Here is a 25,078-nt window from a genome sequence, read left to right as displayed (position 1 = left end):
ATTCTGTCGATACTCCTACTATTGGGACGCTGTTAATCGTTTACCATAGCACAGATACTTTATGTCCGACCTCATGCTCTTATATAGGAATTTACAAAGACAACTCTTAATTTTCATTTTACCTACTAGAAACATACCGACAGTAATTATAGTGTTCGATTGAAATCAACGGTGATCAACATGTTGTTTGCTCATTATCATAGCACGTATCACCAACTATCTCAGGTCGAATGTCGCTCAAAGTATGTTGGATCAAATTATGAAAAGGCGTGCGTACTTTGTTAGCGTTAAACATTGAAGACTACAGTAAGACAAATCAAGATGAGTATTTACCGCTATATGTCAGTTATGTCCAATTTTCAATCGATCCTTCTCCTCATTGATCTCTATCATTAGTATCACAATACTTCTTACTGACTCACCTTTTTTAATGTTTAAATCATTTCGCAAACAATGCATCCAGTGTTAATTAAAGAAACCCTTTTCTAATACTTATATGTTAAACAATCTTAATAAGATATATTTAATTCCGATTTCACTTATCAAATTTTTACGATTTATTTAAATCTTTTATAGTTAAGCTATTCTATAGTTTGTAAAGATATGGTAAATTTTAATTAACAATATTTAATGGAGGTTATCATAAGAATGATAAAAAAGCTTTTACAATTTTCACTCGGGAATAAATTCGCAATATTCCTGATGGTATTGCTCGTCATTCTTGGTGGGATTTACTCTGCCTCAAAGATGAAACTCGAACTTATCCCAGATATTGAAGAGCCTACGATCACAGTTCAAACTGTAGAGCAAGGGGCCACTCCTGAGACAGTTAAATCCGACATTAGTGATAAGATTGATGAGCAAGTAAGATCCATGGCTAAAGTTTCAAATGTCAGTTCACAATCGATGGCGAACGCCTCAATGGTTACTGTAAAGTACAATAGAGGTACGGACATGGATAAAGCTGAAAATGATCTTAAAAAAGAAATTGACAAGATTAAATTTAAAAAAGCCGTAGAAGAGCCCGATCTAGTTAGAAATAACGTTAATACTTTCCCTGTGGTTGCCTATTCTTTTACAGATAAAGATAATAATCTAAATAATGTAACTAAAAAGGTAAAAAATAATCTCATACCTAAATTGCAGACTGTGAGCGGTGTGCAAAATGCTCAAACTAACGGTCAAACATCTAAAGAAATAGGTATTAAATTTAATAAAAAAGCGCTACAAGAAAAAGGGCTAGATCAACAGAGTGTTCAAGATTACATAAAAGATTCGTCTGACCAATCACCACTCGGTTTGTTCCAATTTAAAGATAAAGAAAAGTCCATCGTGTTAGATGGCCATTTCCGTTCTCTAAGCGCATTAAAGAATCTCGAAATTCCACTCTCAGTAAGTAAGAATTCCGATAGTGAGGGAAGTCAAAAGCAACGTACTAAAAAGGGTGAACCTACTGTTAGGTTAACCGACATAGCTGATGTGACTGAAGGTAATGTCAGAGAGTCAATTTCGAAGACAAATGGTAAAGACGCTGTTAATGTGCAAGTGACTAAAGCTCAAGATGCAAATGCAGTGCAAGTCGCATCTAATGTACGTAAGGAAATAAACCAATTCACTAAGAAGAACCCAGGGCTAAAGGCTACTAAAGTGATGGATACAGCTAAACCTATTGAAGATTCAATTTATACAATGGTAGAAAAAGCAGCACTTGGTACAATTGTGGCTATTATTATCATCCTGTTGTTCTTAAGAAATATTCGAACTACCGCAATATCTATCGTCTCTATACCGATGTCGATTCTAATCGCTTTAATTGCTATGAAACTATGCGACATCTCGTTAAACATTTTGACGCTTGGTGCGTTAACGGTAGCTATCGGTCGTGTTATTGATGACTCAATCGTAGTCATAGAGAACATTTACCGGAGATTATCCAATTCAGCAGAAAAAGAGGCTGGAGAGTCACTGATAGTATCAGCTACGAAAGAAGTCTTTAAACCTATTATGTCGTCAACGATAGTGACGATAGTCGTATTCTTACCACTAGCATTTATCCAAGGATCAGTAGGTGAGATGTTCAGACCGTTCGCTTTAGCAATTACATTTAGTTTATTAGCATCACTACTCGTCTCTATAACGATTGTGCCTGCTTTAGGTTCGACATTGTTTAAAAGAGGTATTCGAAAGAGAAGTGTCAACAATTCATTAGGGACTTTAAGCACGAGCTATCGCAAAATATTACATTGGTCACTGAATCATAAATGGATAGTTATTATCATCAGTACCGTCATTTTATTCTTTACCATAGTCATAGGTGGAACACGTATCGGAACTAGTTTCATATCTACTGGTGAAGATAAGTATCTTGCATTAACTTATAAGCCTGAGCCAGGTGAAACCGAAAAGAGTGTGCTCGACCATGCTGAACAAGTGCAAAAATACCTTAATGGCAAAAGCAAAGTTAAAACTGTACAGTATTCAGTAGGTGGTGCTTCGCCTCAAGATCCGACTGGAAACACAAACAATTTAGCGTTAATGGTTGAATATGATAAAAACACACCTAACTTTGATGAAGAACCAGACAAAGTACTACATCATGTGGATAAATTTAAACACCCCGGTAGCTGGAATAATCAAGATTTAGGTACTGGCGGTGACAATAATACGATTAAAGTAAAGGTCCAAGGGGAAACGTTAGGTGAAATTAATGATACTGCTAAAAAAGTAGAGCATCTCATGAAGAAGAATAGTGCTTTAACTAACGTGAAATCTGATTTGACCCAAACGTACCAAGAATACCAAATCCACGTAGATCATAATAAGGCAGCAAATAAAGGTATCAAAGCGAAGCAATTAGCTTTAGCTTTAAATGAGAATGCGCCTGAGGAAACAATTACGAGCGTGAAAGAAAACGGCCATTCGATCAATGTTAAAGTAAGAAAAGATAAAGAGCGTCATTGGTCAAAAGAAAAATTAGAACAAGTTAAAATACCATCTCCAACCGGTCAAGAAGTTCAACTAAGTGATATTGCTACATTAGAAAAAGGCGAGACGCCTAATAAATTAGAAACAGAATCAGGTAACTATCAAACAACAGTGACAGGTAAAGCAATAAATAAAGATGTTGGTGGAGTTTCTAGCGACGTCTTGTCGCAAGTGAAGAAAATAGATAAGCCACGTAGCGTAAGTATAGATGTAGGAGGGGCATCTGAAGATATTGATGAAGCGATATCTCAATTGACTTTTGCTATGATAGCTGCTGTAATCATCGTTTATCTCGTTCTAGTATTGACATTCAAAGGTGCTCTAGCGCCATTCACAATCTTATTCTCTCTACCTTATACCGCTATCGGCGTGATTATAGCACTGCTGATAACTGGCGAAACGTTCTCTGTATCGACATTGATAGGTATGCTCATGTTGATAGGAATAGTCGTTACCAATGCGATTGTATTAGTTGATAGGGTAATAAATAATCAACAAGAAGGCATGGCAATGAAAGAGGCGTTAATAGAAGCAGGAGGTACCCGTATTCGTCCTATCTTGATGACAGCCTTAGCAACGATAGGCGCACTTATACCTCTCTTATTTGGTCAAGATAGCTCAATTTTAATTTCGAAAGGGTTAGCTGCAGCCGTAGTAGGCGGTCTTATTTCATCTACACTACTCACTCTTATCGTAGTGCCAGTCATTTATGAGATACTCTTTACGTTAAAAGATAAAATAGTTCGCAGAAATAAGACGAAATAGAAGTTTGAGATATAAAACCAATCACACGCAGTAGAAAATAAGAAAAGGGAGCGGGACAGAAATCTAATTAGATTTTTGTCCCGCTCCCCTCTTTTTTATAGGGTTTACGTCCTAACTCGAAACGGTAACTAGAAATTTCAAGAGGCATAAATTTGTAAATTGAGAATTCAAGAGGTTGAGCCATAAAGTTTATGTGCTCTAGACAACTGAAGAACGGCGTCTTAAAAGCAGGATTGTCGACAAAGTTTGGACCACAGTTTTGCATACCGTTCGTCTCTGCTTAAATTCTCAACGCTTATGTACCGACCTCTAGTTGAGTAGCGTTTAGCCATTATTTTTGAGCCGGTTTAATCACATTACAATACGAGGCCTCACATCATTTTAATAAATAACTAATACTAAAATGATGTATATTACGAAAATAATTAAACTTATTAAATTAAGAATATTGACCCCTTTTTTATCCTGTTTATTAAATTTAAAGTTAGTTACTTCTACATTAGCGATTAACAACACAAGTACTGCAAAGACCCACCAGTAACTAGCAGGGAAGGAAACAGTAGTTAAAGCCACTACAAATAAGAGGAGTAATCCCATTATAACTCTTAAAACTGTAGTGAAAATCGTATTCATTTTAAAGATACTAATATAACTTACGATAAGGTAAAGTATCGGTAATAGAATCAAATAAAGTTGCATTTCAGGCCATCCTTTCCATCTAGGAAGACAGTTCATTAGAATGAACGGTTCCTCGTTGTGAGAGTTGAAAATATGAACAAGAGGAGGAGACGTAATGCTTCTGTGCTACGGGAAACCGATTAACGGCCTCCAAAAAAAGTAGGATTGTCGACAGAAACGCTCACGATTCGGGAGCGGGACAGAAATCTAATTTGAATAAAAAGATTTCGTCGTCCCGCCCCGGCAAGGATGACTAGAATTGAAAAAAGCTTGATACAAGCGCATTTTCAAATCAGTCATCTACTGCCGAGATGTTGAAGAGGGAGCGGGACAGAAATCTAATTTAAATAAAAAGATTTCGTCGTCCCGCCCCGGCAAGGATGGCTAGAATTGAAAAAAGCTTGATACAAGCGCGTTTTCAAATCAGCCATCTACTGCCGAGATGCTGAAAGAGGTTGAGACATTACATTATGTCCCAGCTTCTCTCTCTTTAGTCAAAGACCTTTATGTCCCAGTTTCTCTTTGTTGGGGCCCCACCCCAACTCGCTGAGCTTGTAGAAACTGAATTACCAGTTTCTCTGTGTTGGGGCCCCTGCTCACATCCTCAACGTTTATGCCCCGACCTCCTCAATTTAACAACCTCTTTAATAAATATAAAGTATGTATATGGAAAGAAGATGATGGTGAATGACGAAGGAGAATATAACGATTATAGCTAGTAAATAGAAGTTAATCGTCATCTCAAATTAATGATCTTCGCTTCACCATCATATTCTTATTTACTGAATTAATTTATTATTCACTTTGCGCACGCATTTTAGCACGCACATTAGAAATCTTTTGTTCAATTTCGTCTAATTGTTTTATTAAAGGATCAGTTTCGAGGCCTACAGATTCGCGCTTATCTAGATCGTTTTGTAGTCGAACATAATCATATTTCAAATCTTCTAATTGAGAATTTAAATCCATAGCTGTATGCTCCTTTACTCATCATAGTATACCCACACATTTTGTTAAATTATAACATGAAATAATCTACTTCTAAAACGAGTTGAATATGTGTTAAAGTGTTCCAGTAATCTTTTAATTTTGGAAAGAAGGTATAATGTGACATTGCAATTCATAATTATTATCATTTTAATAGCTTTAGGTTATATCTTGAAACGCCTGAATTATTTTAAAGCGAATGATAGTCAGGTATTTGCTACGCTTGTGCTTAATGTCACATTACCTTCACTGGTCATTGTGAACTTGAATCATGCTAACTTGGATTTTTCGCTATCTATACTTCCAATAATGATGATTGTATATGGGGTTGTTGCTAAAGTTATAGTAGTATGGTTGTTTAGAAAGCACAATAGACATATTCGTGGGTCATTAGGTATGATGACGGCTGCATTAAATATTGGTGTCTTTGCATATCCTCTGGTTGAAGCCATCTGGCCTAACACTGGTCTCATTTATTTTGGTATGGCTGATATAGGTGGCGCTATCGTTATGTTTGGCATTTCGTACTTCGTTGGTAGTCACTTCAGTAATCATGGGCAACCTTTTAGCTTTAAATTTTTAGGTAAGAGCTTATTAAAATCAGTTCCTCTCGTCACTTACATCGTTATGTTTACTTTAAATATATGTAATTTGCACCTTCCTCACCCAATCATACAATTTTTCGATGTGTTATCTAAAGCCAACTTGCCATTATCTATGATTTTACTAGGCTTGATGCTCAACTTTAATATCGAAAAGCACTTCTTACCCTTAGCATTGAAATACATCTTATGCCACTACTCTATAGGCGCAGTTGCGGGATTACTCATTCATTTCTTTTTACCAGTGAACGACCCGATGATTAAGTCCACATTACAGGTGGCATGGTTACTTCCTGTAGGTGTAGCAATTGTACCTTATGCAATACAATTTCGTTATAAAACGTTGCCCCTCATCGGCATGGCTACTAATAGCACTATACTGATCAGTATTGTTATTTTATATATTTATCAAGCTGTGGTAGTGAATTAAACGAGGCGTATTAAGGGAGCGGGACAGAAATCTAGTTTGAATAAGAAGATTTCGTAGTCCTGCCCCGGCAAGGATGACTAGAATTGAAAAAGCCTTGATACAAGCGCAATTTCAAATCAGTCATCTACTGCCAAGATGTTGAAGGGAGCGGGACAGAAATCTAATTTGAACAAAAAAGATTTCGTAGTCCCGCCCCGGCAAGGATGACTAGAATTGAAAAAAGCTTGATACAAGCGCATTTTCAAATCAGTCATCTACTGCCAAGATGTTGAAGAGGCTGGGATTTATGTCCCAGCCTCTTTCTCTCTAATCAAAGATCTTTATGTCCCAGACCCTTTAAATGATGTTTGTATATAGCCAAGAGTTCTAGCGTTTATGTGCTTATGTGTGTAAATCTTACTTCGAAACTAATGGGGCCATACAATTGTGTAGTGAGTTATTTCTCAAGGTGAGGAACTACGAATACGAATCATATTAGCTTCCTTTTTAGATTATGTATGTTTGGCGACATACTTAAACTTTTTATATTCGTTATTCACATGGAAACCGAGCTCATTAAACCTTTGTACTAAGCGACTATTTTTACTTCTTATTTTAAAATAAATCTTTTTCAACTCATAATGGTCAAAAGCAAAGTTAAGGACGAACTTTAACAAGTCAAAAGCAATGCCCTTAAAGCGGTAATCTGAATGACTGGTGAAATATTTAATTTCTGCAATTCCACGTCTTGGATGTGTCTGGATATAGATATAGCCTTTTAACAGACCTTCAGAAACAAATATAAATAAACGGTTATTTTCATCTAGAGAGTCGACAATTTGTGAAGCACTCATCTCATTACGTTTAAATGCTTTTTCATGTAACTTTTTAAAAGCTCTAAAATAGGCTTTATGATACTCAGTAATAGTTTGATATGAGGTAGGTTCGATCGATCTAATTTCCGGATAAGCTTCTAAATAATAATCAGTAAAATGGTATGAGGCTTTTAAGTGTTTCATTTCCTTAGCAAATACTTGAGATGTAGCATCATATGAGAAATTAAAGTTAGCATCGTCAGGTTGAGCATGAAACATAGCATTGAGTAAATCATCTTGTTCTTCAATCGTTAAATGATAGCCATGACTAATTATTGGGCCGATAACTTTAAATTTATTTTCTTCATAAGTAAATGCTAGGACTAAAGCTTTAATATTATTGTCATCAATGATAGCAAACACGCCTGGAGAATGAATGGCTCGCTCAATCATCTGTTGGATATGATGATGCTCTTGTGGAAGCTTATAAAGATAAGAAGTTTTAGTGTAGTCTGCGTTTTCGATAAATTTGAGTATTTCTGTGCAATCGGTAAGTTTATGGATTGTCATAACAGTGACCCCCGTGAGTTAGTGATCGTTAGTAGCTTACTTTTCCTCTATCTTAATCTTATTATATGTAGAAACCAGTAGAGTATCAAATTGTCATGTTACAATAGATTTACTAGTTAAGAAAGGGATAAATATATGAAATCATTGATATTAGCTGAAAAACCCTCAGTAGGAAGGGATATAGCAGAAGCATTAAATATAAGAGGAAAGAAAAAAGGATACTTTGAAAATGACAAGTATATCGTAACATGGGCGCTCGGTCATTTAGTAACTAATGCTACCCCTGAACAATACGATAAGGCATGGAGAGAATGGAAACTAGAGGATTTACCGATCCTCCCTAAACATATGAAAAGCGTCGTTATTCCTAAGACAAAACATCAATTTAATACTGTTAAAACTTTAATAAAGCAGTCCAATGTCAAAGAAATTATCATTGCTACTGACGCGGGTCGAGAAGGAGAGCTGGTTGCTCGTTTGATTCTCGACAAAGTTAACAATAAAAAACCGATTAAACGTTTATGGGTGAGTTCTGTTACGAAAAAAGCTATACAGCAAGGGTTTAAAAGGTTAAAAGATGGTCGACAATTTAACTCCTTATATCAAGCTGCTCTAGCCCGAAGTGAAGCAGACTGGATAGTAGGTATTAACGCAACGCGCGCATTAACTACTAAATACGATGCGCAGCTTTCACTAGGGCGTGTTCAGACACCTACGATTCAGTTGGTTCAAGCGCGACAGAACGAGATTAACCAGTTTAAACCTCGAGCATTTTATACTTTAAAAGCCGAAATAGAAGGCCATCGGTTTGATTGCATGACCCCTAAATCGGTTGACCGTAGAGAAACATTGGAGGAACTACAGCAACAACTAAAAGGTAAAAAGGGCAAAGTCATAACTGTAAAAAGTAAAAACAAGAAATCTTACCCATTACCATTATTTAGCTTAACAGACTTGCAACAAGCAGCTTACCAACGCTATCGCTTTAGTGCGAAAGAAACACTTAATACCTTACAAAATTTATATGAGCGACATAAAGTGGTGACCTATCCGAGGTCTGATTCCAATTACTTAACGACGGATATGATTGACACCTTTCAAGAGCGTTTGAAAGCTGTCATGACTACAGAGTTAAAACCGCATGCCAAATCTTTGTTGTCTCAAAATTTTGGTAAGCAACACAAAACTGTTAATGATAGCAAGGTTTCAGATCACCATGCGATTATCCCAACTGAAGTCAGAGTCAATTTAAATCAACTATCTGAACGAGAACGAAAATTATATATGATGGTGGCTGAACGTTTTGTAGAGAACTTACTTCCGCCCGAGCAATTTAAGCAAGTTCAAGTCACTGTTGAAATTGATTCAAAGCAATTTACCTATCAAGATAAGGTGGTTCAAGAGAAGGGTTATAAACGCGTTAGAGAGGAAGAAGTAAGTACAACTAAAGATAGCTTTCGCTTTATAGAGGGACAACCCGTTCAACCTACAATCTTTGATATTAAAGAGCACTTCACTTCAGCGCCTGAATACTTCAATGAGGGGACATTATTGAAAGCAATGGAAAATCCTCAGAAGTATATTCAAGTTAAAGATAAGAAACATGCAGACACTCTCAAGAAGTCAGGAGGTATAGGTACAGTTGCTACACGTGCAGACATCATCGATAAGCTCTTTAATATGAACGCTATTACTGCTAACGATGGTAAAATAAAAGTGACGAACAAAGGGAAACAAATATTACAACTAGCGCCTAGCCAATTGACTTCACCTATTATGACTGCTGAATGGGAAGACAAGCTAACTAGAATTGAGCGCGGTGAGTATCAAGCTGGTCATTTTATGAAAGAAATGCGGAGCTTTACGAAAGCAGTTGTGTCTGAAATTAAATCGAGCGAACAAAAGTATAAGCACGATAATTTAACTTCAACAGAGTGTCCAACATGTGGAAAGTTTATGATTAAAGTTAAAACGAAAAATGGCCAAATGCTCATGTGTTCAGATCCCAGTTGCAAGACCAAGAAGAATGTTCAGAAGAAAACGAACGCTCGGTGTCCTAACTGTAAGAAAAGAATGACTTTATTCGGTCGCGGTAAATCAGCTGTGTATCGTTGCGTCTGTGGTCATAGTGAAACGCAGGCTCAAATGGATCAACGTCTTAAACACAAAAAATCTGATCGCGTATCAAAACGAGAAATGAAAAAATATATGAATAACGATGAGGAGTTAAAGAACAATCCATTCGCAGATGCTCTTAAAAATTTAAAACTTTAAGTGGTAAAACAAACGTAAGCTGAGAGGGTAATTATAAACTTACTAGTTATAAATAGGGAGTCAGAGGTAAGGACAAAAGCGTTTAGGATTTGAGCAGGGGGCCTAACAAAGAGAAACTGGTATATAAAGGTCTTTGCCTAGAGAGAAAACATACTAAGATTAGCTATGAAGAAATCTATGACGATAGATTTTTTCATAGCTATTTTTTATAGTTAAAGAGAGAAGTAGATCGTGCGGTCTCTTGGATTTTAAATCCGTAGTCAAAACCGATCAGCTTTACTCTCGCCTTTTGAAATTCGATTGGAGTATGTTGGGTTCTTGAAACCGTGTATAGGAAAGTGAAATGAGAAAGGTTAAGTAAAGTTCTTGCTTCTCAAAAACGATATAGGAGGTTTGACTTATCAATTATTTAGGCATTGATATAAGTAAGAAAAACAGTGTCATCGCTCATTATAACCATGACAAGCTCCAAAAGGAATTTACTATTCAAAATAATAAAAATGGTTATAATTATTTACTCAAGTATTTAAATAAAATGGACAATCCAACACTCATTTTTGAATCCACAGGGATTTATTCAAGGGGTATGGTTCGATTTTGCCGAGTCAATCAAATAAATTATATTAAATTAAATCCATTGGAGGCAAAATTCAAAACAAGTTCTTTAAGGTCATGGAAAACAGATCAATCTGATGCCCATAAATTAGCCCAATTAGCTCCTAACCTTCAATCCATTAAGCACCAACAAAGCTATTCTGGTATTTTCTTTGATTTACTTGAACGTGCACGATTTCATTTAGAAATGGAAAATGAACAAAATCGCTTGAAAGTAGAAATTGAGGAATCATTACATCAAACTTTCCCTCAATTAGAAAAATTATTTAAAAACCGTTACTCTCTCATAGCACTTAATATCGCTCAACAATTCCCTCATCCTGACCTCGTCTATCAACAAGATTTAGAAACGCTTATTACGAGCATACTCAACTCTACAGACAAAGGTTTATCTATTAAGAAAGCAGAAAACTATGCGAAAGAATTAGTTAAACTTGCACGTGAAAGTTATCCTCATGTAGCTAAACATTCTTTTCTAGTTCAAAAAACGAAATTACGCATTCAACAATTAAAAACTTCTATACAACAAATGAGCCAATTAGATAAAGAAATGATCCAATTGGCTAAACAACTTGATGCTTTTCAAGCGATTTATTCTATTCCAGGTATTGGAGAACTAACAGCAGCGATGATACTTGGAGAACTAGGAGATGTGACTCAATTCAAATCGAATAAACAATTAAATGCTTATGTAGGTATTGATATCAAACGATATCAATCTGGAGGAACTCAATCCAGAGATACAATTAATAAAAGAGGTAATAAAAAAGCGAGAAGATTATTATTTTGGGTCGTAATGAATATCATTCGGGGGCAGCGACACTATAACAACCATATTATAGATTATTACTATAAATTGAAAAAGCAGCCTAATGAGAAATCTCATAAGACTGCAGTAGTCGCCTGTATCAACCGACTATTAAAAACAATTCATTACCTGATAGTCAATCATAAATTATACGATTATCAAATGGCCCCTCATTAGCTAACCGTACAATCAAATATAGTTTAACACCTTATTTATAAAAATAAAATTTAAACGGTTGAGTTAAGTATGCTTATTTTATTGTAGAAGCGCTTGACTAATCGTAGGAAAGAGGCTGGGACATAATGTAATGTCTCAGCTTCTTTCAACATCTTGGCAGTAGATGACTGATTTGAAAATGCGCTTGTATCAAGCTTTTTTCAATTCTAGTCATCTTTGCCGGGGCGGGACTACGAAATCTTTTATTCAAATTAGATTTCTGTCCCGCTCCCTTCAACATCTCGGCAGTAGTTGACTGATTTGAAAACGCGCTTGTATCAAGCTTTTTTCAATTCTAATCATCTTTGTCGGGGCGGGACTACGAAATCTTTTTTATTCAAATTAGATTTTTGTCCCGCTCCCGAATCGTCAGTGTTTCTGTCGACAATCCTGTTTTTTTGGGACGCCGTTCATCGGTCCTCACATTACAGAAATTTATGTCTTAACCTCAGTCAGTAGCGAATGAGAGTTGAGCGCTCTTCCACTGTCGTGAGCTTGGTAAGACGATGAGAGTGAAGATCCTAGCTTACTGCTTCTCGACCTCAGTTATAAATGTAAATTTTGGACTATTTTATGTGAAATTCGTGTGTGCTTGTTAAACGCTATTAGAGATGCTATAAGCGCGCACGATCTTTTTGTTAGGGTGAAGTTAAAATCGAATCAGAGGTGTATTCTACATCATATTGTTTTGAATTTAAGTTCGAAAATGCGAAGAATATTAAAGCATCTCTCAGAAAGTTCGGATTTCATACGAAAAAACGGAAAATTCTTATTGTAAAATTTGTCTTTAGGTATTAGAATATTAAGGTATTTCATATTAAAAGGAGACCTTATATTGAAAAAGTACTTCGATTTCGAGAAACATAATACCAATATGAAAAAAGAGATTCTCGGTGGTTTAACGACATTTCTTAGCATGGCTTATATCTTAGCAGTTAACCCTCACATCTTAAGTCTTGAAGGTGTGAAAGGCGTAAGTGACAGCATGAGAATGGATCAAGGAGCTATATTTGTAGCTACAGCTCTAGCAGCCTTTGTGGGCTCCCTCTTTATGGGTTTAATCGCTAAATATCCTATCGCTTTGGCTCCTGGAATGGGTCTCAATGCTTTCTTTGCCTTCACAGTAGTGCTTACAATGGGGATACCTTGGCAAGTTGGATTAACTGGCGTGTTATGTTCTGGTATCTTCTTCGCAATATTAACAGTAACCGGGCTACGTGAAATAATTATTAACGCCATACCGTACCAGATGAAAATGGCTGTCTCGGCCGGTATAGGATTATTCATCACCTTTGTCGGCTTGCAAAGTTCAGGCATTATTATTAAAAATGATTCAACATTAGTAACTCTAGGTCATTTAACTGATGGCCCCGTCTTGCTAGCAATATTCGGGATTATCATTACGGTCATCCTATATGCATTAAAAGTTCCAGGGGCGATATTCATCGGAATGGTAATCACTTCTATAGTAGGTATGATAACTGGGCAAATACATACTCCTTCGAGCGTAGTAGGCTCTATTCCTAGTATTGAACCTACATTTGGAGCAGCTTTTGAAGCATTTAAAGATCCAGGTCAATTATTCTCTGTTCAATTTTTAATAGTGATATTAACGTTCCTCTTTATAGATTTCTTTGATACAGCAGGTACGTTAGTTGCGGTTGCTACTCAGGCAGGGATTATGAAAGATAATAAATTGCCTCGTGCTGGCCGCGCACTCTTCTCAGATTCTTTAGCGACGATCGTAGGTGCTATATTTGGTACGACAACAACAACATCATACATTGAATCTAGCTCAGGTGTGGCAGTAGGGGCCCGTACAGGTCTTGCAAGTATAGTTACCGGTTGTTGTTTCTTGCTTGCCATCTTCTTTAGCCCTTTAATGGCAGTAGTAACGAGCGCGGTAACTACGCCAGCCTTAGTTGTCGTAGGTGTGCTCATGGCTGCTAACTTTGCTGAAATTAACTGGAAGCAATTTGAAGTCGCCGTACCAGCATTTGTGACGATTATAATGATGCCTTTATCTTATTCTATCGCTACAGGTATAGCTTGTGGGTTTATATTTTATCCTATCACGATGCTGATTTCTAAAAAGCACAAACAAATCCATCCGATTATGTATGTGCTGATGATTTTATTCATATTATACTTTGTGTTTGTGCATGGAAATCAATAGAAGATTCGATACATGCAACATACATCTTAGTAATTAAAAGCTCTGATATTTATGTGAGAATTGAAGAAATCTCGTAGTTTTGGTTCTCTGGCCAATCAGACTAGGACATACATTCAATAGAATGGGAGCGGGACAGAAATCTAATTTGAATAAAAAGATTTCGTAGTCCCGCCCCGGCAAGGATGAATAGAATTGAAAAAGCTTGATACAAGCGCATTTTCAAATCAGTCATCTACTGCCAAGATGCTGAAAGAGACTGAGACGGCACCCTAGGAAAGCGAGCCAATAATACGGAGTATGGAATAAGAAGAAGCACTCAGATGAAATGAATTAAATCATCTGAGTGCTATTTTTTCTGGGATTTATGTCCCAGCCTCAATTATTGCTTTTTTCTGAGATTGTTATCTAAATATGATTAATATATACATAATTTTTGTTTATATATTAATCACGTTTAGATAAGCATTCGATTTTTTAATACTCCTTAAAGTGGGGGATTGTAAAAACCCCTTAAAATTGAAAATAAATATACTTAAAGATGTAGTTATTTTGAGGTGTTTTTTTAAGATTAAAGTTTGTAATTTTGAGAAGTATTTAACAAAAAATTTGAGTTGTTTTATCCTTATTGAGCACTTTCGTGCAAAAAGGGGGTGTGCATATGGCGTTCACGATATTATCACTTGTTGTAACATTTATCTAATCTATTAACGCCGGAGTAGTTGCAAACTACATCTTTGATAACTTTAAAAGATAAATGAAAAAACCCCCATTTTGCTTTGGACAGCAATGGGGGTTTAGCATATGGCGTACCATATTTCACTTGTTATTTTTAGTATATTATCTTTGGTGTGCTTTGTAAAATTCGGTATTACTGTACTTCAAAATAGCATATTATTTATTTTGTTCTGTCCTTTTGCAAGAATACGCATTTATGCCGAGAAAATTTATTGATGTTGAGAAGAACCCTTAACTAAACTTGTAGACGAATGTCGGCATATTAAGCCGACTATTCGGCAAGTTTTGGGATTGCTAAGGGTTCCGAGGCTCAACGTCAATAAAGCAATTGGAATAAATCATTAATGATGTTGGTTATTTTTAGGAATAACAAAGAACAATATTACGATTATAACTATTGCTAATATAGAGTATATGATATTGGCGGTATTAGGGATATTTACTAAATTTAATAATATTCCGCCGATCAAAAGAATTAGAACTATTAATCCTGCTAACAAAGAGGATTTTTTCATTTCTTTAACCTCCGTTATAAAAAATAATTCATTGTGGGTTTTTGAAACGAGTTGATTTTTTCAGGGATTTATGGCCCGACCTCGTTTTTAATATAGCTATAATACTCGCTTTAGAATAAGTTTGAAAGGCAGCACTTTGTTCGAAGCCTTGAGCGATAAGCTTAGGTGTGTACCACTGAAAAGTGCTGTCTAATGTTTCGAAGAGACATGTTAGTACGTGTTCCAAATGAATCTAAAGTACTAATCTTGGTCACTTTGTGCTGCATGAAGTTCAAGATTAACTTCTTAACTATAATATTAAGAACTGTTAGTGAATATATAATAAAATGCAGCAAACCTTTTCCATTTTAAGACAATTTATATCTAAATCGAAGTCCTAAATTTTGAATAGAGAAGACTCTTAACGTGCCCCTTCATTTTAGGTCTAAAACTTTTTACTTTTATCATTGTAAACCGCTTTAGCATGACGGTTTGGAACATAAACTGGAGCAGTAAATACTATAAATAAAAAGAAAATCATTAAAAAGAATAGAATCCAGTGCGTTATCAAGCCGATAAATGGAATGAAGGCGATGAATGAACCTACTACGCCGATAAGCGGAACGAGTAACATGGGCTTGATTGCATTCTGCCGATCAACAGCAAGGATCAATACTACTACAGCATAAAGAAAGGCGTTGAATATTAGAGGTTGCCATCCAGCACTAAAAATTATCGCACCACCTATAAATGGAATACCACAAACAAACTCACTAATTAGTAAGATCAGTCCTAATATAATTAAAGTTATTCTAACCCCATTAGTCATATTATTACCACCTTAAATGTTGTTCTTACTATTAATATACCACACCCCATTATTAATATTGAGCAAAGCGCACCCGCCAGAAGATTCAAGGTAAAAAAATTAGTATAAGGTGTTGAAGTAACTAGTAATTTAAAGTACAATGATGAGGTATGTGTTAGACGAAAGTTGAATAATAGATATCTGAGAGATTGATTAAATAACGTTTTTCTAGTATGATATCTAATGTTGGACTTTTAGAGGAAAGCGATGAAGCGAAAGGTTACTGACACACCCGGCCGCTTTGCCATGGCGTTGTGTGAGAGAGTTTTCGTGGAGAAGTCTATCACTTAAATGTAGACGAATAAGGAGGGTAAATTATGGCAAAACAAAAAATCAGAATCAGATTAAAAGCTTATGATCACCGTGTGATCGATCAATCTGCAGAAAAAATTGTTGAAACGGCTAAGCGCTCTGGTGCAGATGTGTCTGGACCAATCCCGTTACCAACAGAAAGATCAGTTTACACTATCATCCGTGCGGTGCATAAGTACAAAGATTCTCGTGAACAATTCGAACAACGTACTCACAAACGTTTGATCGATATTGTAAATCCTACACCAAAAACAGTAGATGCTTTGATGGGATTAAACTTACCATCAGGTGTAGACATCGAAATTAAATTATAATAGATAACAATTAGGAGGTGGACTTTCGATGACCAAAGGAATCTTAGGAAGAAAGATTGGGATGACACAAGTATTCGGAGAAAATGGTGATCTTATCCCAGTTACAGTAGTAGAAGCAGGACAAAACGTTGTACTTCAAAAGAAAACTGAAGAAGTAGATGGTTACAATGCTATCCAAGTAGGTTTTGAAGACAAACAAGGTTATAAAAAAGGAAGTAAATCAAATAAATACGCTAATAAACCAGCTGAAGGTCACGCTAAAAAAGCTGACACAGCACCTAAGCGCTTCATTCGTGAATTCAGAAACGTAAATGTTGATGAATACGAAGTAGGTCAAGAAGTCTCAGTAGATACATTTGAAACTGGCGATATCATTGACGTGACAGGCGTATCTAAAGGTAAAGGTTTCCAAGGTGCAATCAAACGACACAACCAAGGACGTGGACCTAGTTCACACGGTTCACACTTCCACAGATCACCTGGTTCAGTAGGTATGGCGTCTGACGCATCTAAAGTATTTAAAGGCCAAAAAATGCCAGGACGTATGGGTGGTAACACAGTTACAGTACAAAACTTAGAAGTAGTTCAAGTTGATACTGAAAACAGCGTTATCTTAGTAAAAGGTAATGTGCCTGGTCCGAAAAAAGGATTTGTAGAAATTACAACTTCAATTAAAAAAGGTAATAAATAATAAAAAACGAAAGGAGGAAATGCATAATGGCTAATTATGATGTAGTAAAAGTCGACGGATCTAAATCAGGTTCAGTTGAATTAAATGATGCAGTATTTGCAATAGAACCAAACAACGATGTGCTTTTCGAAGCAATTACTTTACAACGCGCTTCATTACGCCAAGGTACGCACTCTGTAAAGAATCGTTCTGAAGTAAGAGGCGGTGGCCGTAAACCATGGAGACAAAAAGGTACAGGACGTGCGCGTCAAGGTACAATTAGAGCTCCTCAATGGCGCGGTGGTGGTATTGTATTTGGACCAACACCTAGAAGCTATAGCTATAAAATGCCTAAGAAAATGCGTCGTTTAGCATTACGTTCAGCATTATCTTACAAAGTTCAAGAAAATGGTTTCACTATTGTGGATGCATTTAACTTTGATGCTCCTAAGACAAAAGAATTTAAAAATGTATTAACTACATTAGAGCAACCTAAAAAAGTACTTGTAGTAGTTGAAGGCGAAGATGTAAACGTTGAATTATCAGCTCGCAATATTCCTGGTGTTCAAGTGACAACTGCTCAAGGTTTAAATGTATTAGATATTTCTAGCGCTGACAGTATCATCATCACTGAAGCAGCTGCGAAAAAAGTTGAGGAGGTGCTCGGATAATGGAAGCAAGAGATGTTATTAAGCGCCCCGTAATCACAGAGAAATCATCTGCTGCTATGGCAGAGGATAAGTACACATTCGATGTAGCGACAACAGCTAACAAGACTCAAGTGAAAATAGCTGTAGAAGAAATCTTCGACGTAAAAGTTGATAAAGTAAACATCATCAACTACAAACCGAAGAAAAAACGCATGGGTCGTTATCAAGGTTATACTAATAAACGACGCGTAGCGATCGTTAAATTATCAGAAGGCTCAATCGATCTATTTAACTAAAACTAATTTTACCAATAAGGAGGTAAGCGACAATGGCTCTTAAAAAATATAAGCCAATAACTAATGGTCGTCGTAATATGACTACTTTAGACTTCGCTGAAATTACGAAGACTAAACCAGAAAAGTCATTATTACAGCCGCTACCGAAAAGAGCGGGACGTAACAACCAAGGTAAAATGACAGTGCGCCATCAAGGTGGCGGGCATAAACGTCAATACCGTGTTATCGATTTTAAACGTAATAAAGATGGAATCACTGCAAAGGTTGATTCAATTCAATATGATCCAAATCGCTCAGCAAATATTGCACTTTTAGTTTACGCTGACGGTGAAAAACGCTACATCTTGGCTCCTAGAAACTTACAAGTAGGACAAGAAGTAGAGAGTGGAGAAAACGCTGATATCAAGGTAGGTAACGCGTTACCACTACAATTTATCCCAGTAGGTACAGTTATCCACAACATCGAGCTTAAACCAGGTAAAGGTGGACAAATTGCTCGTTCAGCAGGAGCAAACGCTCAAGTACTTGGTAAAGAAGGTAAATACGTATTGATCAGATTAAAATCTGGTGAAGTTCGTATGATCCTTTCAACTTGCCGTGCTACTATAGGTCAAGTTGGTAACCTTCAACATGAACTTGTTAACGTAGGTAAAGCTGGTCGTTCTAGATGGAAAGGTATCCGTCCAACTGTACGTGGTTCTGTAATGAACCCTAACGATCACCCTCACGGTGGTGGTGAAGGCCGTGCTCCAATCGGTATGCCATCTCCAATGTCACCATGGGGTAAACCAACGCTTGGTAAGAAAACACGCCGCGGTAAGAAAGCATCTGATAAATTTATCGTGCGTAGACGTAAGAAGAAGAAAAAATAAATCTAACAACTTATTAGTGTGTGCGGCTTAATTGCTGCACGCCATAATAAGAAGGGAGGCGCCAAAATGGCTCGTAGTATTAAAAAAGGACCTTTTGTCGATGAACACTTAATGAAAAAAGTTGAAGCGCAAAGTGGTAATGATAAAAAACAAGTTATCAAGACTTGGTCACGTCGTTCAACAATCTTCCCGAACTTCATCGGTTACACATTTGCAGTATACGATGGTCGTAAACACGTACCAGTATACGTAGTTGAAGACATGGTAGGACATAAATTAGGTGAATTTGCACCTACACGTACATTCAAAGGTCACGCTGCAGACGATAAAAAAACAAGAAGATAATATCTAACAAGTAGAGGAGGACAATCCAATGGAAGCAAAAGCGGTTGCAAGAACTATTAGAATCGCACCTCGTAAAGTTAGACTTGTATTAGATCTAATCAGAGGGAAAAACGCTGGTGAAGCCATTGCGACTTTAAAATTAACAAATAAAGCAGCAGCACCAGTAGTTGAAAAATTATTGAATTCCGCTTTAGCAAATGCTGAGCATAACTACGATATGAACACAGACGAATTAGTAGTTAAAGAAGCATACGCTAATGAAGGACCAACGCTTAAACGTTTCCGTCCACGTGCACAAGGCCGTGCAAGTGCGATTAACAAACGTACAAGCCACATAACTGTCGTTGTAAGTGATGGTAAAGAAGAAGCGAAAGAAGCTTAATAAAATTTAAGGAGGGAACACTGTGGGTCAAAAAATTAATCCAATCGGACTTCGTGTCGGTGTTATCCGTGACTGGGAAGCAAAATGGTATGCTGAAAAAGACTTTGCTTCACTATTACATGAAGACTTAAAAATCCGTAAATTTATTGATAAAGCATTAAAAGAGGCTTCAGTATCTCACGTAGATATTGAACGTGCTGCAAACCGCATTAATATCGCTATCCATACTGGTAAGCCTGGAATGGTCATTGGTAAAGGCGGTTCTGAAATTGAGAAATTACGTAATCAAATCAATTCATTAACTAGCAAAAAAGTACACATCAACGTAGTAGAAATTAAGAAAATCGATTTAGATGCCAAATTGGTTGCAGAGAATATTGCACGTCAACTTGAAAACCGTGCTTCATTCCGTCGTGTACAAAAACAAGCGATTTCTAGAGCGTTAAAACAAGGCGCTAAAGGTATCAAGACACAAGTATCAGGTCGTTTAGGCGGCGCTGACATTGCTCGTGCAGAACAATATTCTGAAGGAACTGTTCCACTTCATACTCTACGTGCTGACATCGGTTACGCACACGCTGAAGCTGACACAACTTACGGTAAACTAGGTGTCAAAGTATGGATCTACCGTGGAGAAGTTCTTCCTACTAAGAACACTAGTGAAGGAGGAAAATAATCATGTTACTACCAAAACGTGTAAAATATCGTCGTCAACATCGTCCTAAAACGACTGGACGCTCTAAAGGCGGTAACTATGTAACATTTGGTGAGTATGGTATTCAAGCGACTACAACATCTTGGATCACTTCTCGTCAAATCGAATCTGCTCGTATTGCTATGACACGTTACATGAAACGTGGCGGGAAAGTTTGGATCAAAATCTTCCCTCATACACCTTACACTAAAAAACCATTAGAAGTACGTATGGGTGCTGGTAAAGGTTCTGTAGAAGGCTGGGTTGCAGTAGCTAAACCTGGTAGAATCTTATTCGAAGTAGCAGGCGTTAGTGAAGAGGTAGCACGTGAAGCATTACGTTTAGCTAGTCACAAACTTCCAGTTAAAACTAAGTTTGTAAAACGTGAAGAATTGGGTGGTGAAACAAATGAAAGCTAAGGAAATTAGAGACTTAACCACTTCAGAAATCGAAGAGCAAATCAAATCTTCAAAAGAAGAGCTTTTTAACCTACGCTTTCAGTTAGCTACAGGTCAATTAGAGGAAACTGCACGTATCCGCACAGTTAGAAAAACGATTGCGCGTTTAAAAACTGTTGCTCGTGAGAGAGAAATTGAACAGAATAAGGCTAATCAATAATTAAATGAAAGAGGAGGTTACAAAAGTGAGCGAAAGAAATGATCGTAAAGTTTACGTTGGTAGAGTCGTTTCTGACAAAATGGACAAAACTATCACAGTGTTAGTTGAGACTTACAAAACACACAAATTATACGGTAAACGTGTTAAATACTCTAAAAAATATAAAACACATGATGAGAATAATTCAGCTAAATTAGGGGACATCGTTAAGATACAAGAGACACGTCCTTTATCAGCTACAAAACGTTTCCGCTTAGTAGAAATTATTGAAGAATCAGTAATTATTTAATAAATAATGAGATAAGGGAGGTTAAACTATGATCCAGCAAGAGAGTCGCTTAAAGGTTGCAGACAACTCTGGTGCTCGTGAAGTATTAACTATCAAAGTTTTAGGTGGATCTGGTCGTAAGACAGCTAATATTGGCGATATTATCGTTGCAACTGTTAAAAATGCTACACCAGGTGGCGTTGTCAAAAAAGGTGACGTAGTTAAAGCTGTTATCGTACGTACTAAATCAGGTGTACGTCGTAAAGATGGTTCTTATATTAAATTTGATGAAAATGCATGTGTCATCATTCGTGACGACAAAGGCCCACGTGGTACACGTATCTTCGGACCTGTTGCTCGTGAATTACGTGAAGGCAGCTTCATGAAGATCGTTTCACTAGCTCCAGAAGTTCTTTAATTTAAATTAATAATAAACATTTACCAAGGAGGTGCCCACATGCATATCAAAAAAGGTGACAACGTAAAAGTTATCGCAGGTAAAGATAAAGGCAAAGAGGGTAAAGTCATTGAGACTCAACCTAAAAATGACCGTGTAGTTGTTGAAGGTGTCAACGTCATCAAAAAGCACCAAAAACCAACTCAATTCAATCCAGAAGGCGGAATCTTAGAAACAGAGGCAGCAATCCATGTTTCTAACGTTCAAATATTAGACCCTAAAACAAATGAACCAACTCGTGTAGGTTACAAATTTGTTGATGGAAAAAAAGTAAGAGTCGCTAAAAAATCAGGCGAAGAAATTAAATCTAATAATGAATAATGAGTGAAAGGAGGATTCACTTTGAACCGTTTAAAAGAAAAATATAACTCAGAAGTTACTGAGAATTTAGTGGAAAAGTTCGACTATAGCTCAGTAATGCAAGTACCAAAAATCGATAAAATTGTTGTGAATATGGGTGTTGGTGATGCAGTTCAAAACTCTAAAGTGTTAGATAACGCAGTAGAAGAGTTAGAAGCAATCACTGGTCAAAAACCATTAGTAACAAAAGCTAAAAAATCTGTAGCAACATTCCGTTTACGTGAAGGTATGCCGATCGGTGCTAAAGTAACACTTCGCGGTGAAAGAATGTATGAATTCTTAGATAAACTAATCGCAGTGTCATTACCACGTGTACGTGACTTCCATGGTGTTTCTAAAAAATCATTTGATGGTCGTGGTAACTACACTTTAGGTGTTAAAGAACAACTTATTTTCCCTGAGATCGACTACGATAGAGTAAGCAAAGTACGTGGAATGGATATCGTTATCGTTACTACTGCTAACACTGACGAAGAAGCTCGTGAATTATTAACTGAATTCGGTATGCCATTTCAAAAATAACTCTAAAGGAGGCTCATTAAATGGCTAAAAGTTCAATGGTAGCTAAACAAAAGAAGAAACAAAAGTTCCAAGTACGTGAATATACACGTTGTGAACGCTGTGGACGCCCACATTCTGTATATCGTAAATTCAAACTATGCCGTATATGTTTCCGTGAATTAGCTTACAAAGGTCAAATCCCTGGCGTTCGTAAAGCAAGCTGGTAATACAAACAAGTCTGAAAGGAGGCAACAATCAATGACAATGCAAGACCCAATTGCAGATATGCTCACTCGCGTGCGTAACGCTAATATGGTACGTCACGATAAATTAGAGTTACCTGCTTCAAATATTAAAAAAGAAATCGCTGAAATCTTAAAGAATGAAGGTTTCATTAAAAATGTTGAATATGTAGAAGATGATAAACAAGGTGTTATTCGTTTATTCTTAAAATATGGTCAAAATAACGAACGTGTTATCACTGGACTTAAACGTATTTCTAAACCAGGTTTACGCGTTTATGCTAAAGCAGATGAAGTACCTAAAGTTTTAAATGGTTTAGGTATTGCGTTAGTATCAACATCTGAAGGTGTTATCACAGATAAAGAAGCAAGAAAACGTAATATCGGCGGAGAAATTATCGCTTACGTTTGGTAATAATTAACAAGGAGGTGCGATAACATGAGTCGTGTTGGTAAAAAAGTAATTGAAATCCCTAACGACGTTACAGTGAGTGTTGATGGTCATACAGTTACTGTTAAAGGTCCAAAAGGTGAATTATCAAAAACATTAAACGAAAGAATGACTTATAAACAAGAAGATAATAGCTTAGAAGTAATTCGTCCTACTGATTCTAAAGAAGATAGAACAGTACACGGTACAACGCGTGCCCTAATCAACAACATGGTTATTGGGGTATCACAAGGATTTAATAAATCTTTAGAGCTTGTTGGTGTCGGTTACCGTGCGCAAATGCAAGGTGAGAATTTAGTACTTAACGTTGGTTATTCTCATCCAGTTGAAATTAAAGCTGAAGATGGCATCAGCTTCTCAGTTGAAAAGAACACAAACGTTACCGTTTCAGGTATATCTAAAGAGTTAGTGGGTGCTACTGCTTCAAACATCCGTGCAGTACGTCCTCCAGAGCCGTATAAAGGTAAAGGTATTCGTTATAAAGATGAATACGTACGCCGTAAAGAAGGTAAGACTGGTAAATAATAAATAGACTCTATAGAAAGGAGTATTGACATGATCAGCAAAATTGACAAAAATAAAGTGCGTTTAAAAAGACATGCTCGTGTTCGTACTAAATTATCTGGTACAGCTGAGAAGCCACGTTTAAACGTATATCGTTCTAACAAACACATCTACGCACAAGTGATTGATGATGTTAAAGGTGAAACTTTAGTGCAAGCGTCAACTAAAGATAAAGAACTAGCTAACGAAACTGGTTCTAAAGTCGAATTAGCTTCTAAAGTTGGCGAAACTGTTGCTAAAAGAGCTAAAGATAAAGGAATCTCAACGATTGTCTTTGACCGTGGAGGTTACTTATATCATGGACGTGTTCAAGCTTTAGCAGAAGCTGCACGTGAAAATGGATTAGAATTTTAATTTAAAGGAGGGACACTTAAATGGCTCGTAGAGATGAAGAAACTAAAGAATTTGAAGAACGCGTTGTTACGATCAATCGTGTTGCTAAAGTTGTTAAAGGTGGACGTAATTTCCGTTTCACAGCATTAGTTGTTGTTGGTGATAGAAATGGTCGCGTAGGTTTTGGTACTGGTAAATCAAAAGAGGTACCAGAAGCGATTAAGAAAGCTGTAGAGGCTGCTAAGAAAGAATTAATCGAGGTTCCTCGTGTTGAAGGTACTACTCCTCACACTATTACTGGCCGTTACGGTTCAGGTAATGTATTTATGAAACCAGCTGCTCCTGGTACAGGGGTTATCGCAGGTGGACCAGTTCGTGCCGTACTTGAACTTGCAGGTATTACAGATATCTTGAGTAAATCATTAGGTTCTAACACACCAATCAACATGGTTCGCGCTACAATTAACGGATTACAAAATCTTAAGAATGCTGAAGATGTTGCAAAATTACGTGGCAAATCAGTAGAAGAACTATACAATTAAGGAGGGAATATAAGTTATGGCTAAATTACAAATTACCCTCACTCGTAGTGTAATCGGTCGTCCTGAAACTCAACGTAAGACGGTTGAGGCTTTAGGTTTAAAGAAGACTAACTCTATAGTAGTTGTTGAAGATAATCCAGCTATCCGTGGTCAAATTGACAAAGTAAGTCATTTATTAACAGTAGAAGAAAAATAATTAAGGAGGTGCCG

General features: G+C 36.7%; 30 protein-coding genes. 25 read left to right on the top strand and 5 right to left on the bottom strand.

The annotated features are described in order from the left end of the window. Positions 1–648 precede the first annotated feature (648 nt). The gene (locus N9R04_RS00380) at positions 649–3,750 is read left to right on the top strand and encodes an efflux RND transporter permease subunit (RefSeq protein WP_262853509.1); all 3,102 of its coding nucleotides are present in this window, start codon (positions 649–651) and stop codon (positions 3,748–3,750) included. A gap of 381 nt (positions 3,751–4,131) precedes the next feature. Here the strand turns inward: N9R04_RS00380 and mspA are convergent, their stop codons facing one another. Both mspA and N9R04_RS00370 read right to left on the bottom strand, forming a co-directional pair. Further along, entirely contained in the window at positions 4,132–4,449 is a 318-nt protein-coding gene (gene mspA, locus N9R04_RS00375; RefSeq protein WP_262853507.1) for a membrane stabilizing protein MspA, read from the bottom strand. A gap of 774 nt (positions 4,450–5,223) precedes the next feature. Then, positions 5,224–5,397 carry an SE1832 family protein gene (locus N9R04_RS00370; protein ID WP_262853506.1) on the bottom strand — a complete coding sequence of 58 codons (174 nt, stop codon included), beginning with the start codon at positions 5,395–5,397 and terminating at the stop codon, positions 5,224–5,226. Positions 5,398–5,535: 138 nt separating this feature from the next. Here N9R04_RS00370 and N9R04_RS00365 point away from each other — a divergent pair, with 138 nt between their 5' ends. Then, positions 5,536–6,447, top strand: coding sequence for an AEC family transporter (locus N9R04_RS00365; RefSeq protein WP_262853505.1), 912 nt, complete (start codon positions 5,536–5,538; stop codon positions 6,445–6,447). A 491-nt stretch (positions 6,448–6,938) separates the two neighbouring features. On the opposite strand, the gene N9R04_RS00360 is transcribed toward N9R04_RS00365, so the two are convergent. After that, complete coding sequence (locus tag N9R04_RS00360; RefSeq protein WP_262853503.1) at positions 6,939–7,811, bottom strand: GNAT family N-acetyltransferase; 873 nt, start codon at positions 7,809–7,811, stop codon at positions 6,939–6,941. Between the two features lie 135 nt (positions 7,812–7,946). On the opposite strand from N9R04_RS00360, the gene N9R04_RS00355 reads away from it, so the two are divergent. The 3 genes from N9R04_RS00355 to N9R04_RS00345 all read left to right on the top strand — a co-directional run bounded on the left by N9R04_RS00355 (position 7,947) and on the right by N9R04_RS00345 (position 13,900). Continuing rightward, positions 7,947–10,085: a DNA topoisomerase III gene (locus N9R04_RS00355; protein WP_262853500.1), complete on the top strand. Its 2,139-nt coding sequence runs from the start codon at positions 7,947–7,949 to the stop codon at positions 10,083–10,085. A gap of 400 nt (positions 10,086–10,485) precedes the next feature. After that, on the top strand, positions 10,486–11,685 hold the full coding sequence (locus N9R04_RS00350) for an IS110 family RNA-guided transposase (protein WP_308445804.1): 1,200 nt from the start codon (positions 10,486–10,488) through the stop codon (positions 11,683–11,685). A gap of 874 nt (positions 11,686–12,559) precedes the next feature. Continuing rightward, complete coding sequence (locus N9R04_RS00345; RefSeq protein WP_262853496.1) at positions 12,560–13,900, top strand: NCS2 family permease; 1,341 nt, start codon at positions 12,560–12,562, stop codon at positions 13,898–13,900. A 1,278-nt stretch (positions 13,901–15,178) separates the two neighbouring features. Here the strand turns inward: N9R04_RS00345 and N9R04_RS00340 are convergent. Next, positions 15,179–15,376, bottom strand: a complete 198-nt coding sequence (locus N9R04_RS00340; RefSeq protein WP_262853493.1) for a hypothetical protein — start codon at positions 15,374–15,376, stop codon at positions 15,179–15,181. Between the two features lie 198 nt (positions 15,377–15,574). After that, on the bottom strand, positions 15,575–15,958 hold the full coding sequence (locus N9R04_RS00335) for a hypothetical protein (protein WP_262853491.1): 384 nt from the start codon (positions 15,956–15,958) through the stop codon (positions 15,575–15,577). 356 nt (positions 15,959–16,314) lie between these two features. Between N9R04_RS00335 and rpsJ the strand changes: the two genes are divergently transcribed. The 20 genes from rpsJ (at position 16,315) to rpmD (ending at position 25,064) form a co-directional block, all read left to right on the top strand. Continuing rightward, positions 16,315–16,623 carry a 30S ribosomal protein S10 gene (rpsJ, locus tag N9R04_RS00330; RefSeq protein ID WP_002471362.1) on the top strand — a complete coding sequence of 103 codons (309 nt, stop codon included), beginning with the start codon at positions 16,315–16,317 and terminating at the stop codon, positions 16,621–16,623. 28 nt (positions 16,624–16,651) lie between these two features. Further along, positions 16,652–17,314 (top strand): 50S ribosomal protein L3, encoded by a 663-nt coding sequence (rplC, locus tag N9R04_RS00325; RefSeq protein ID WP_262853489.1) that lies wholly within the window; start codon positions 16,652–16,654, stop codon positions 17,312–17,314. A gap of 26 nt (positions 17,315–17,340) precedes the next feature. Further along, positions 17,341–17,964, top strand: a complete 624-nt coding sequence (gene rplD, locus N9R04_RS00320; RefSeq protein ID WP_262853488.1) for a 50S ribosomal protein L4 — start codon at positions 17,341–17,343, stop codon at positions 17,962–17,964. Next, positions 17,964–18,239: a 50S ribosomal protein L23 gene (gene rplW / locus N9R04_RS00315; RefSeq protein ID WP_002471342.1), complete on the top strand. Its 276-nt coding sequence runs from the start codon at positions 17,964–17,966 to the stop codon at positions 18,237–18,239. The genes rplD and rplW overlap by 1 nt, the downstream gene beginning before the upstream one ends. A 32-nt stretch (positions 18,240–18,271) precedes the next feature. Next, positions 18,272–19,111, top strand: coding sequence for a 50S ribosomal protein L2 (rplB, locus tag N9R04_RS00310; protein ID WP_262853486.1), 840 nt, complete (start codon positions 18,272–18,274; stop codon positions 19,109–19,111). Between the two features lie 66 nt (positions 19,112–19,177). Further along, a complete protein-coding gene (rpsS, locus tag N9R04_RS00305) occupies positions 19,178–19,456 on the top strand; it encodes a 30S ribosomal protein S19 (protein WP_262853484.1) in 279 nt (92 codons plus the stop codon). Positions 19,457–19,484: 28 nt separating this feature from the next. Continuing rightward, the gene (gene rplV, locus N9R04_RS00300; RefSeq protein WP_262853483.1) at positions 19,485–19,838 is read left to right on the top strand and encodes a 50S ribosomal protein L22; all 354 of its coding nucleotides are present in this window, start codon (positions 19,485–19,487) and stop codon (positions 19,836–19,838) included. A gap of 22 nt (positions 19,839–19,860) precedes the next feature. Then, positions 19,861–20,514 carry a 30S ribosomal protein S3 gene (gene rpsC, locus N9R04_RS00295; RefSeq protein ID WP_262853481.1) on the top strand — a complete coding sequence of 218 codons (654 nt, stop codon included), beginning with the start codon at positions 19,861–19,863 and terminating at the stop codon, positions 20,512–20,514. A gap of 2 nt (positions 20,515–20,516) precedes the next feature. Then, positions 20,517–20,951, top strand: a complete 435-nt coding sequence (gene rplP / locus N9R04_RS00290; RefSeq protein WP_262853480.1) for a 50S ribosomal protein L16 — start codon at positions 20,517–20,519, stop codon at positions 20,949–20,951. Next, positions 20,941–21,150 (top strand): 50S ribosomal protein L29, encoded by a 210-nt coding sequence (gene rpmC / locus N9R04_RS00285; RefSeq protein WP_095104036.1) that lies wholly within the window; start codon positions 20,941–20,943, stop codon positions 21,148–21,150. The genes rplP and rpmC overlap by 11 nt, the downstream gene beginning before the upstream one ends. 25 nt (positions 21,151–21,175) lie before the next feature. Further along, the gene (gene rpsQ, locus N9R04_RS00280) at positions 21,176–21,439 is read left to right on the top strand and encodes a 30S ribosomal protein S17 (protein ID WP_262853479.1); all 264 of its coding nucleotides are present in this window, start codon (positions 21,176–21,178) and stop codon (positions 21,437–21,439) included. 28 nt (positions 21,440–21,467) lie between these two features. Then, on the top strand, positions 21,468–21,836 hold the full coding sequence (gene rplN / locus N9R04_RS00275; RefSeq protein ID WP_262853478.1) for a 50S ribosomal protein L14: 369 nt from the start codon (positions 21,468–21,470) through the stop codon (positions 21,834–21,836). A gap of 39 nt (positions 21,837–21,875) precedes the next feature. After that, positions 21,876–22,196 carry a 50S ribosomal protein L24 gene (gene rplX, locus N9R04_RS00270; RefSeq protein ID WP_262853476.1) on the top strand — a complete coding sequence of 107 codons (321 nt, stop codon included), beginning with the start codon at positions 21,876–21,878 and terminating at the stop codon, positions 22,194–22,196. Positions 22,197–22,217: 21 nt separating this feature from the next. Next, positions 22,218–22,757 carry a 50S ribosomal protein L5 gene (gene rplE / locus N9R04_RS00265; protein ID WP_262853475.1) on the top strand — a complete coding sequence of 180 codons (540 nt, stop codon included), beginning with the start codon at positions 22,218–22,220 and terminating at the stop codon, positions 22,755–22,757. A 20-nt stretch (positions 22,758–22,777) separates the two neighbouring features. Continuing rightward, on the top strand, positions 22,778–22,963 hold the full coding sequence (locus N9R04_RS00260; RefSeq protein ID WP_262853474.1) for a type Z 30S ribosomal protein S14: 186 nt from the start codon (positions 22,778–22,780) through the stop codon (positions 22,961–22,963). 31 nt (positions 22,964–22,994) lie between these two features. Next, the gene (gene rpsH / locus N9R04_RS00255) at positions 22,995–23,393 is read left to right on the top strand and encodes a 30S ribosomal protein S8 (protein WP_262853472.1); all 399 of its coding nucleotides are present in this window, start codon (positions 22,995–22,997) and stop codon (positions 23,391–23,393) included. Between the two features lie 24 nt (positions 23,394–23,417). Then, positions 23,418–23,954, top strand: coding sequence for a 50S ribosomal protein L6 (rplF, locus tag N9R04_RS00250; RefSeq protein ID WP_262853471.1), 537 nt, complete (start codon positions 23,418–23,420; stop codon positions 23,952–23,954). A 30-nt stretch (positions 23,955–23,984) separates the two neighbouring features. Then, positions 23,985–24,347, top strand: coding sequence for a 50S ribosomal protein L18 (rplR, locus tag N9R04_RS00245; RefSeq protein ID WP_262853469.1), 363 nt, complete (start codon positions 23,985–23,987; stop codon positions 24,345–24,347). Positions 24,348–24,367: 20 nt separating this feature from the next. After that, on the top strand, positions 24,368–24,868 hold the full coding sequence (rpsE, locus tag N9R04_RS00240; RefSeq protein ID WP_262853468.1) for a 30S ribosomal protein S5: 501 nt from the start codon (positions 24,368–24,370) through the stop codon (positions 24,866–24,868). A gap of 16 nt (positions 24,869–24,884) precedes the next feature. Then, on the top strand, positions 24,885–25,064 hold the full coding sequence (rpmD, locus tag N9R04_RS00235) for a 50S ribosomal protein L30 (RefSeq protein ID WP_262853466.1): 180 nt from the start codon (positions 24,885–24,887) through the stop codon (positions 25,062–25,064). The last annotated feature ends 14 nt before the right edge of the window (positions 25,065–25,078 follow it).

The sequence above is a fragment of the Staphylococcus marylandisciuri genome (assembly GCF_025519785.1).
GTDB classification, from domain to species: Bacteria; Bacillota; Bacilli; order Staphylococcales; family Staphylococcaceae; genus Staphylococcus; species Staphylococcus marylandisciuri.
This window is presented reverse-complemented; position numbering and strand designations above follow the sequence as displayed.

Excerpts from the sequence above, each read along its gene's own strand:
- rplP (WP_262853480.1), top strand. The coding sequence starts at position 20,517 with ATGTTACTACCAAAACGTGTAAAATATCGTCGTCAACATCGTCCTAAA.
- N9R04_RS00360 (WP_262853503.1), bottom strand. The coding sequence starts at position 7,811 with ATGACAATCCATAAACTTACCGATTGCACAGAAATACTCAAATTTATC.
- rplN (WP_262853478.1), top strand. The coding sequence starts at position 21,468 with ATGATCCAGCAAGAGAGTCGCTTAAAGGTTGCAGACAACTCTGGTGCT.
- rpsH (WP_262853472.1), top strand. The coding sequence starts at position 22,995 with ATGACAATGCAAGACCCAATTGCAGATATGCTCACTCGCGTGCGTAAC.
- N9R04_RS00260 (WP_262853474.1), top strand. The coding sequence starts at position 22,778 with ATGGCTAAAAGTTCAATGGTAGCTAAACAAAAGAAGAAACAAAAGTTC.
- rpmD (WP_262853466.1), top strand. The coding sequence starts at position 24,885 with ATGGCTAAATTACAAATTACCCTCACTCGTAGTGTAATCGGTCGTCCT.
- N9R04_RS00380 (WP_262853509.1), top strand. The coding sequence starts at position 649 with ATGATAAAAAAGCTTTTACAATTTTCACTCGGGAATAAATTCGCAATA.
- rplB (WP_262853486.1), top strand. The coding sequence starts at position 18,272 with ATGGCTCTTAAAAAATATAAGCCAATAACTAATGGTCGTCGTAATATG.
- rplR (WP_262853469.1), top strand. The coding sequence starts at position 23,985 with ATGATCAGCAAAATTGACAAAAATAAAGTGCGTTTAAAAAGACATGCT.
- rplW (WP_002471342.1), top strand. The coding sequence starts at position 17,964 with ATGGAAGCAAGAGATGTTATTAAGCGCCCCGTAATCACAGAGAAATCA.
- rplV (WP_262853483.1), top strand. The coding sequence starts at position 19,485 with ATGGAAGCAAAAGCGGTTGCAAGAACTATTAGAATCGCACCTCGTAAA.
- mspA (WP_262853507.1), bottom strand. The coding sequence starts at position 4,449 with ATGCAACTTTATTTGATTCTATTACCGATACTTTACCTTATCGTAAGT.
- rplC (WP_262853489.1), top strand. The coding sequence starts at position 16,652 with ATGACCAAAGGAATCTTAGGAAGAAAGATTGGGATGACACAAGTATTC.
- rplD (WP_262853488.1), top strand. The coding sequence starts at position 17,341 with ATGGCTAATTATGATGTAGTAAAAGTCGACGGATCTAAATCAGGTTCA.
- rpsS (WP_262853484.1), top strand. The coding sequence starts at position 19,178 with ATGGCTCGTAGTATTAAAAAAGGACCTTTTGTCGATGAACACTTAATG.
- rpsJ (WP_002471362.1), top strand. The coding sequence starts at position 16,315 with ATGGCAAAACAAAAAATCAGAATCAGATTAAAAGCTTATGATCACCGT.
- N9R04_RS00370 (WP_262853506.1), bottom strand. The coding sequence starts at position 5,397 with ATGGATTTAAATTCTCAATTAGAAGATTTGAAATATGATTATGTTCGA.
- rplF (WP_262853471.1), top strand. The coding sequence starts at position 23,418 with ATGAGTCGTGTTGGTAAAAAAGTAATTGAAATCCCTAACGACGTTACA.
- rplX (WP_262853476.1), top strand. The coding sequence starts at position 21,876 with ATGCATATCAAAAAAGGTGACAACGTAAAAGTTATCGCAGGTAAAGAT.
- N9R04_RS00335 (WP_262853491.1), bottom strand. The coding sequence starts at position 15,958 with ATGACTAATGGGGTTAGAATAACTTTAATTATATTAGGACTGATCTTA.
- rpsE (WP_262853468.1), top strand. The coding sequence starts at position 24,368 with ATGGCTCGTAGAGATGAAGAAACTAAAGAATTTGAAGAACGCGTTGTT.
- rpmC (WP_095104036.1), top strand. The coding sequence starts at position 20,941 with ATGAAAGCTAAGGAAATTAGAGACTTAACCACTTCAGAAATCGAAGAG.
- N9R04_RS00355 (WP_262853500.1), top strand. The coding sequence starts at position 7,947 with ATGAAATCATTGATATTAGCTGAAAAACCCTCAGTAGGAAGGGATATA.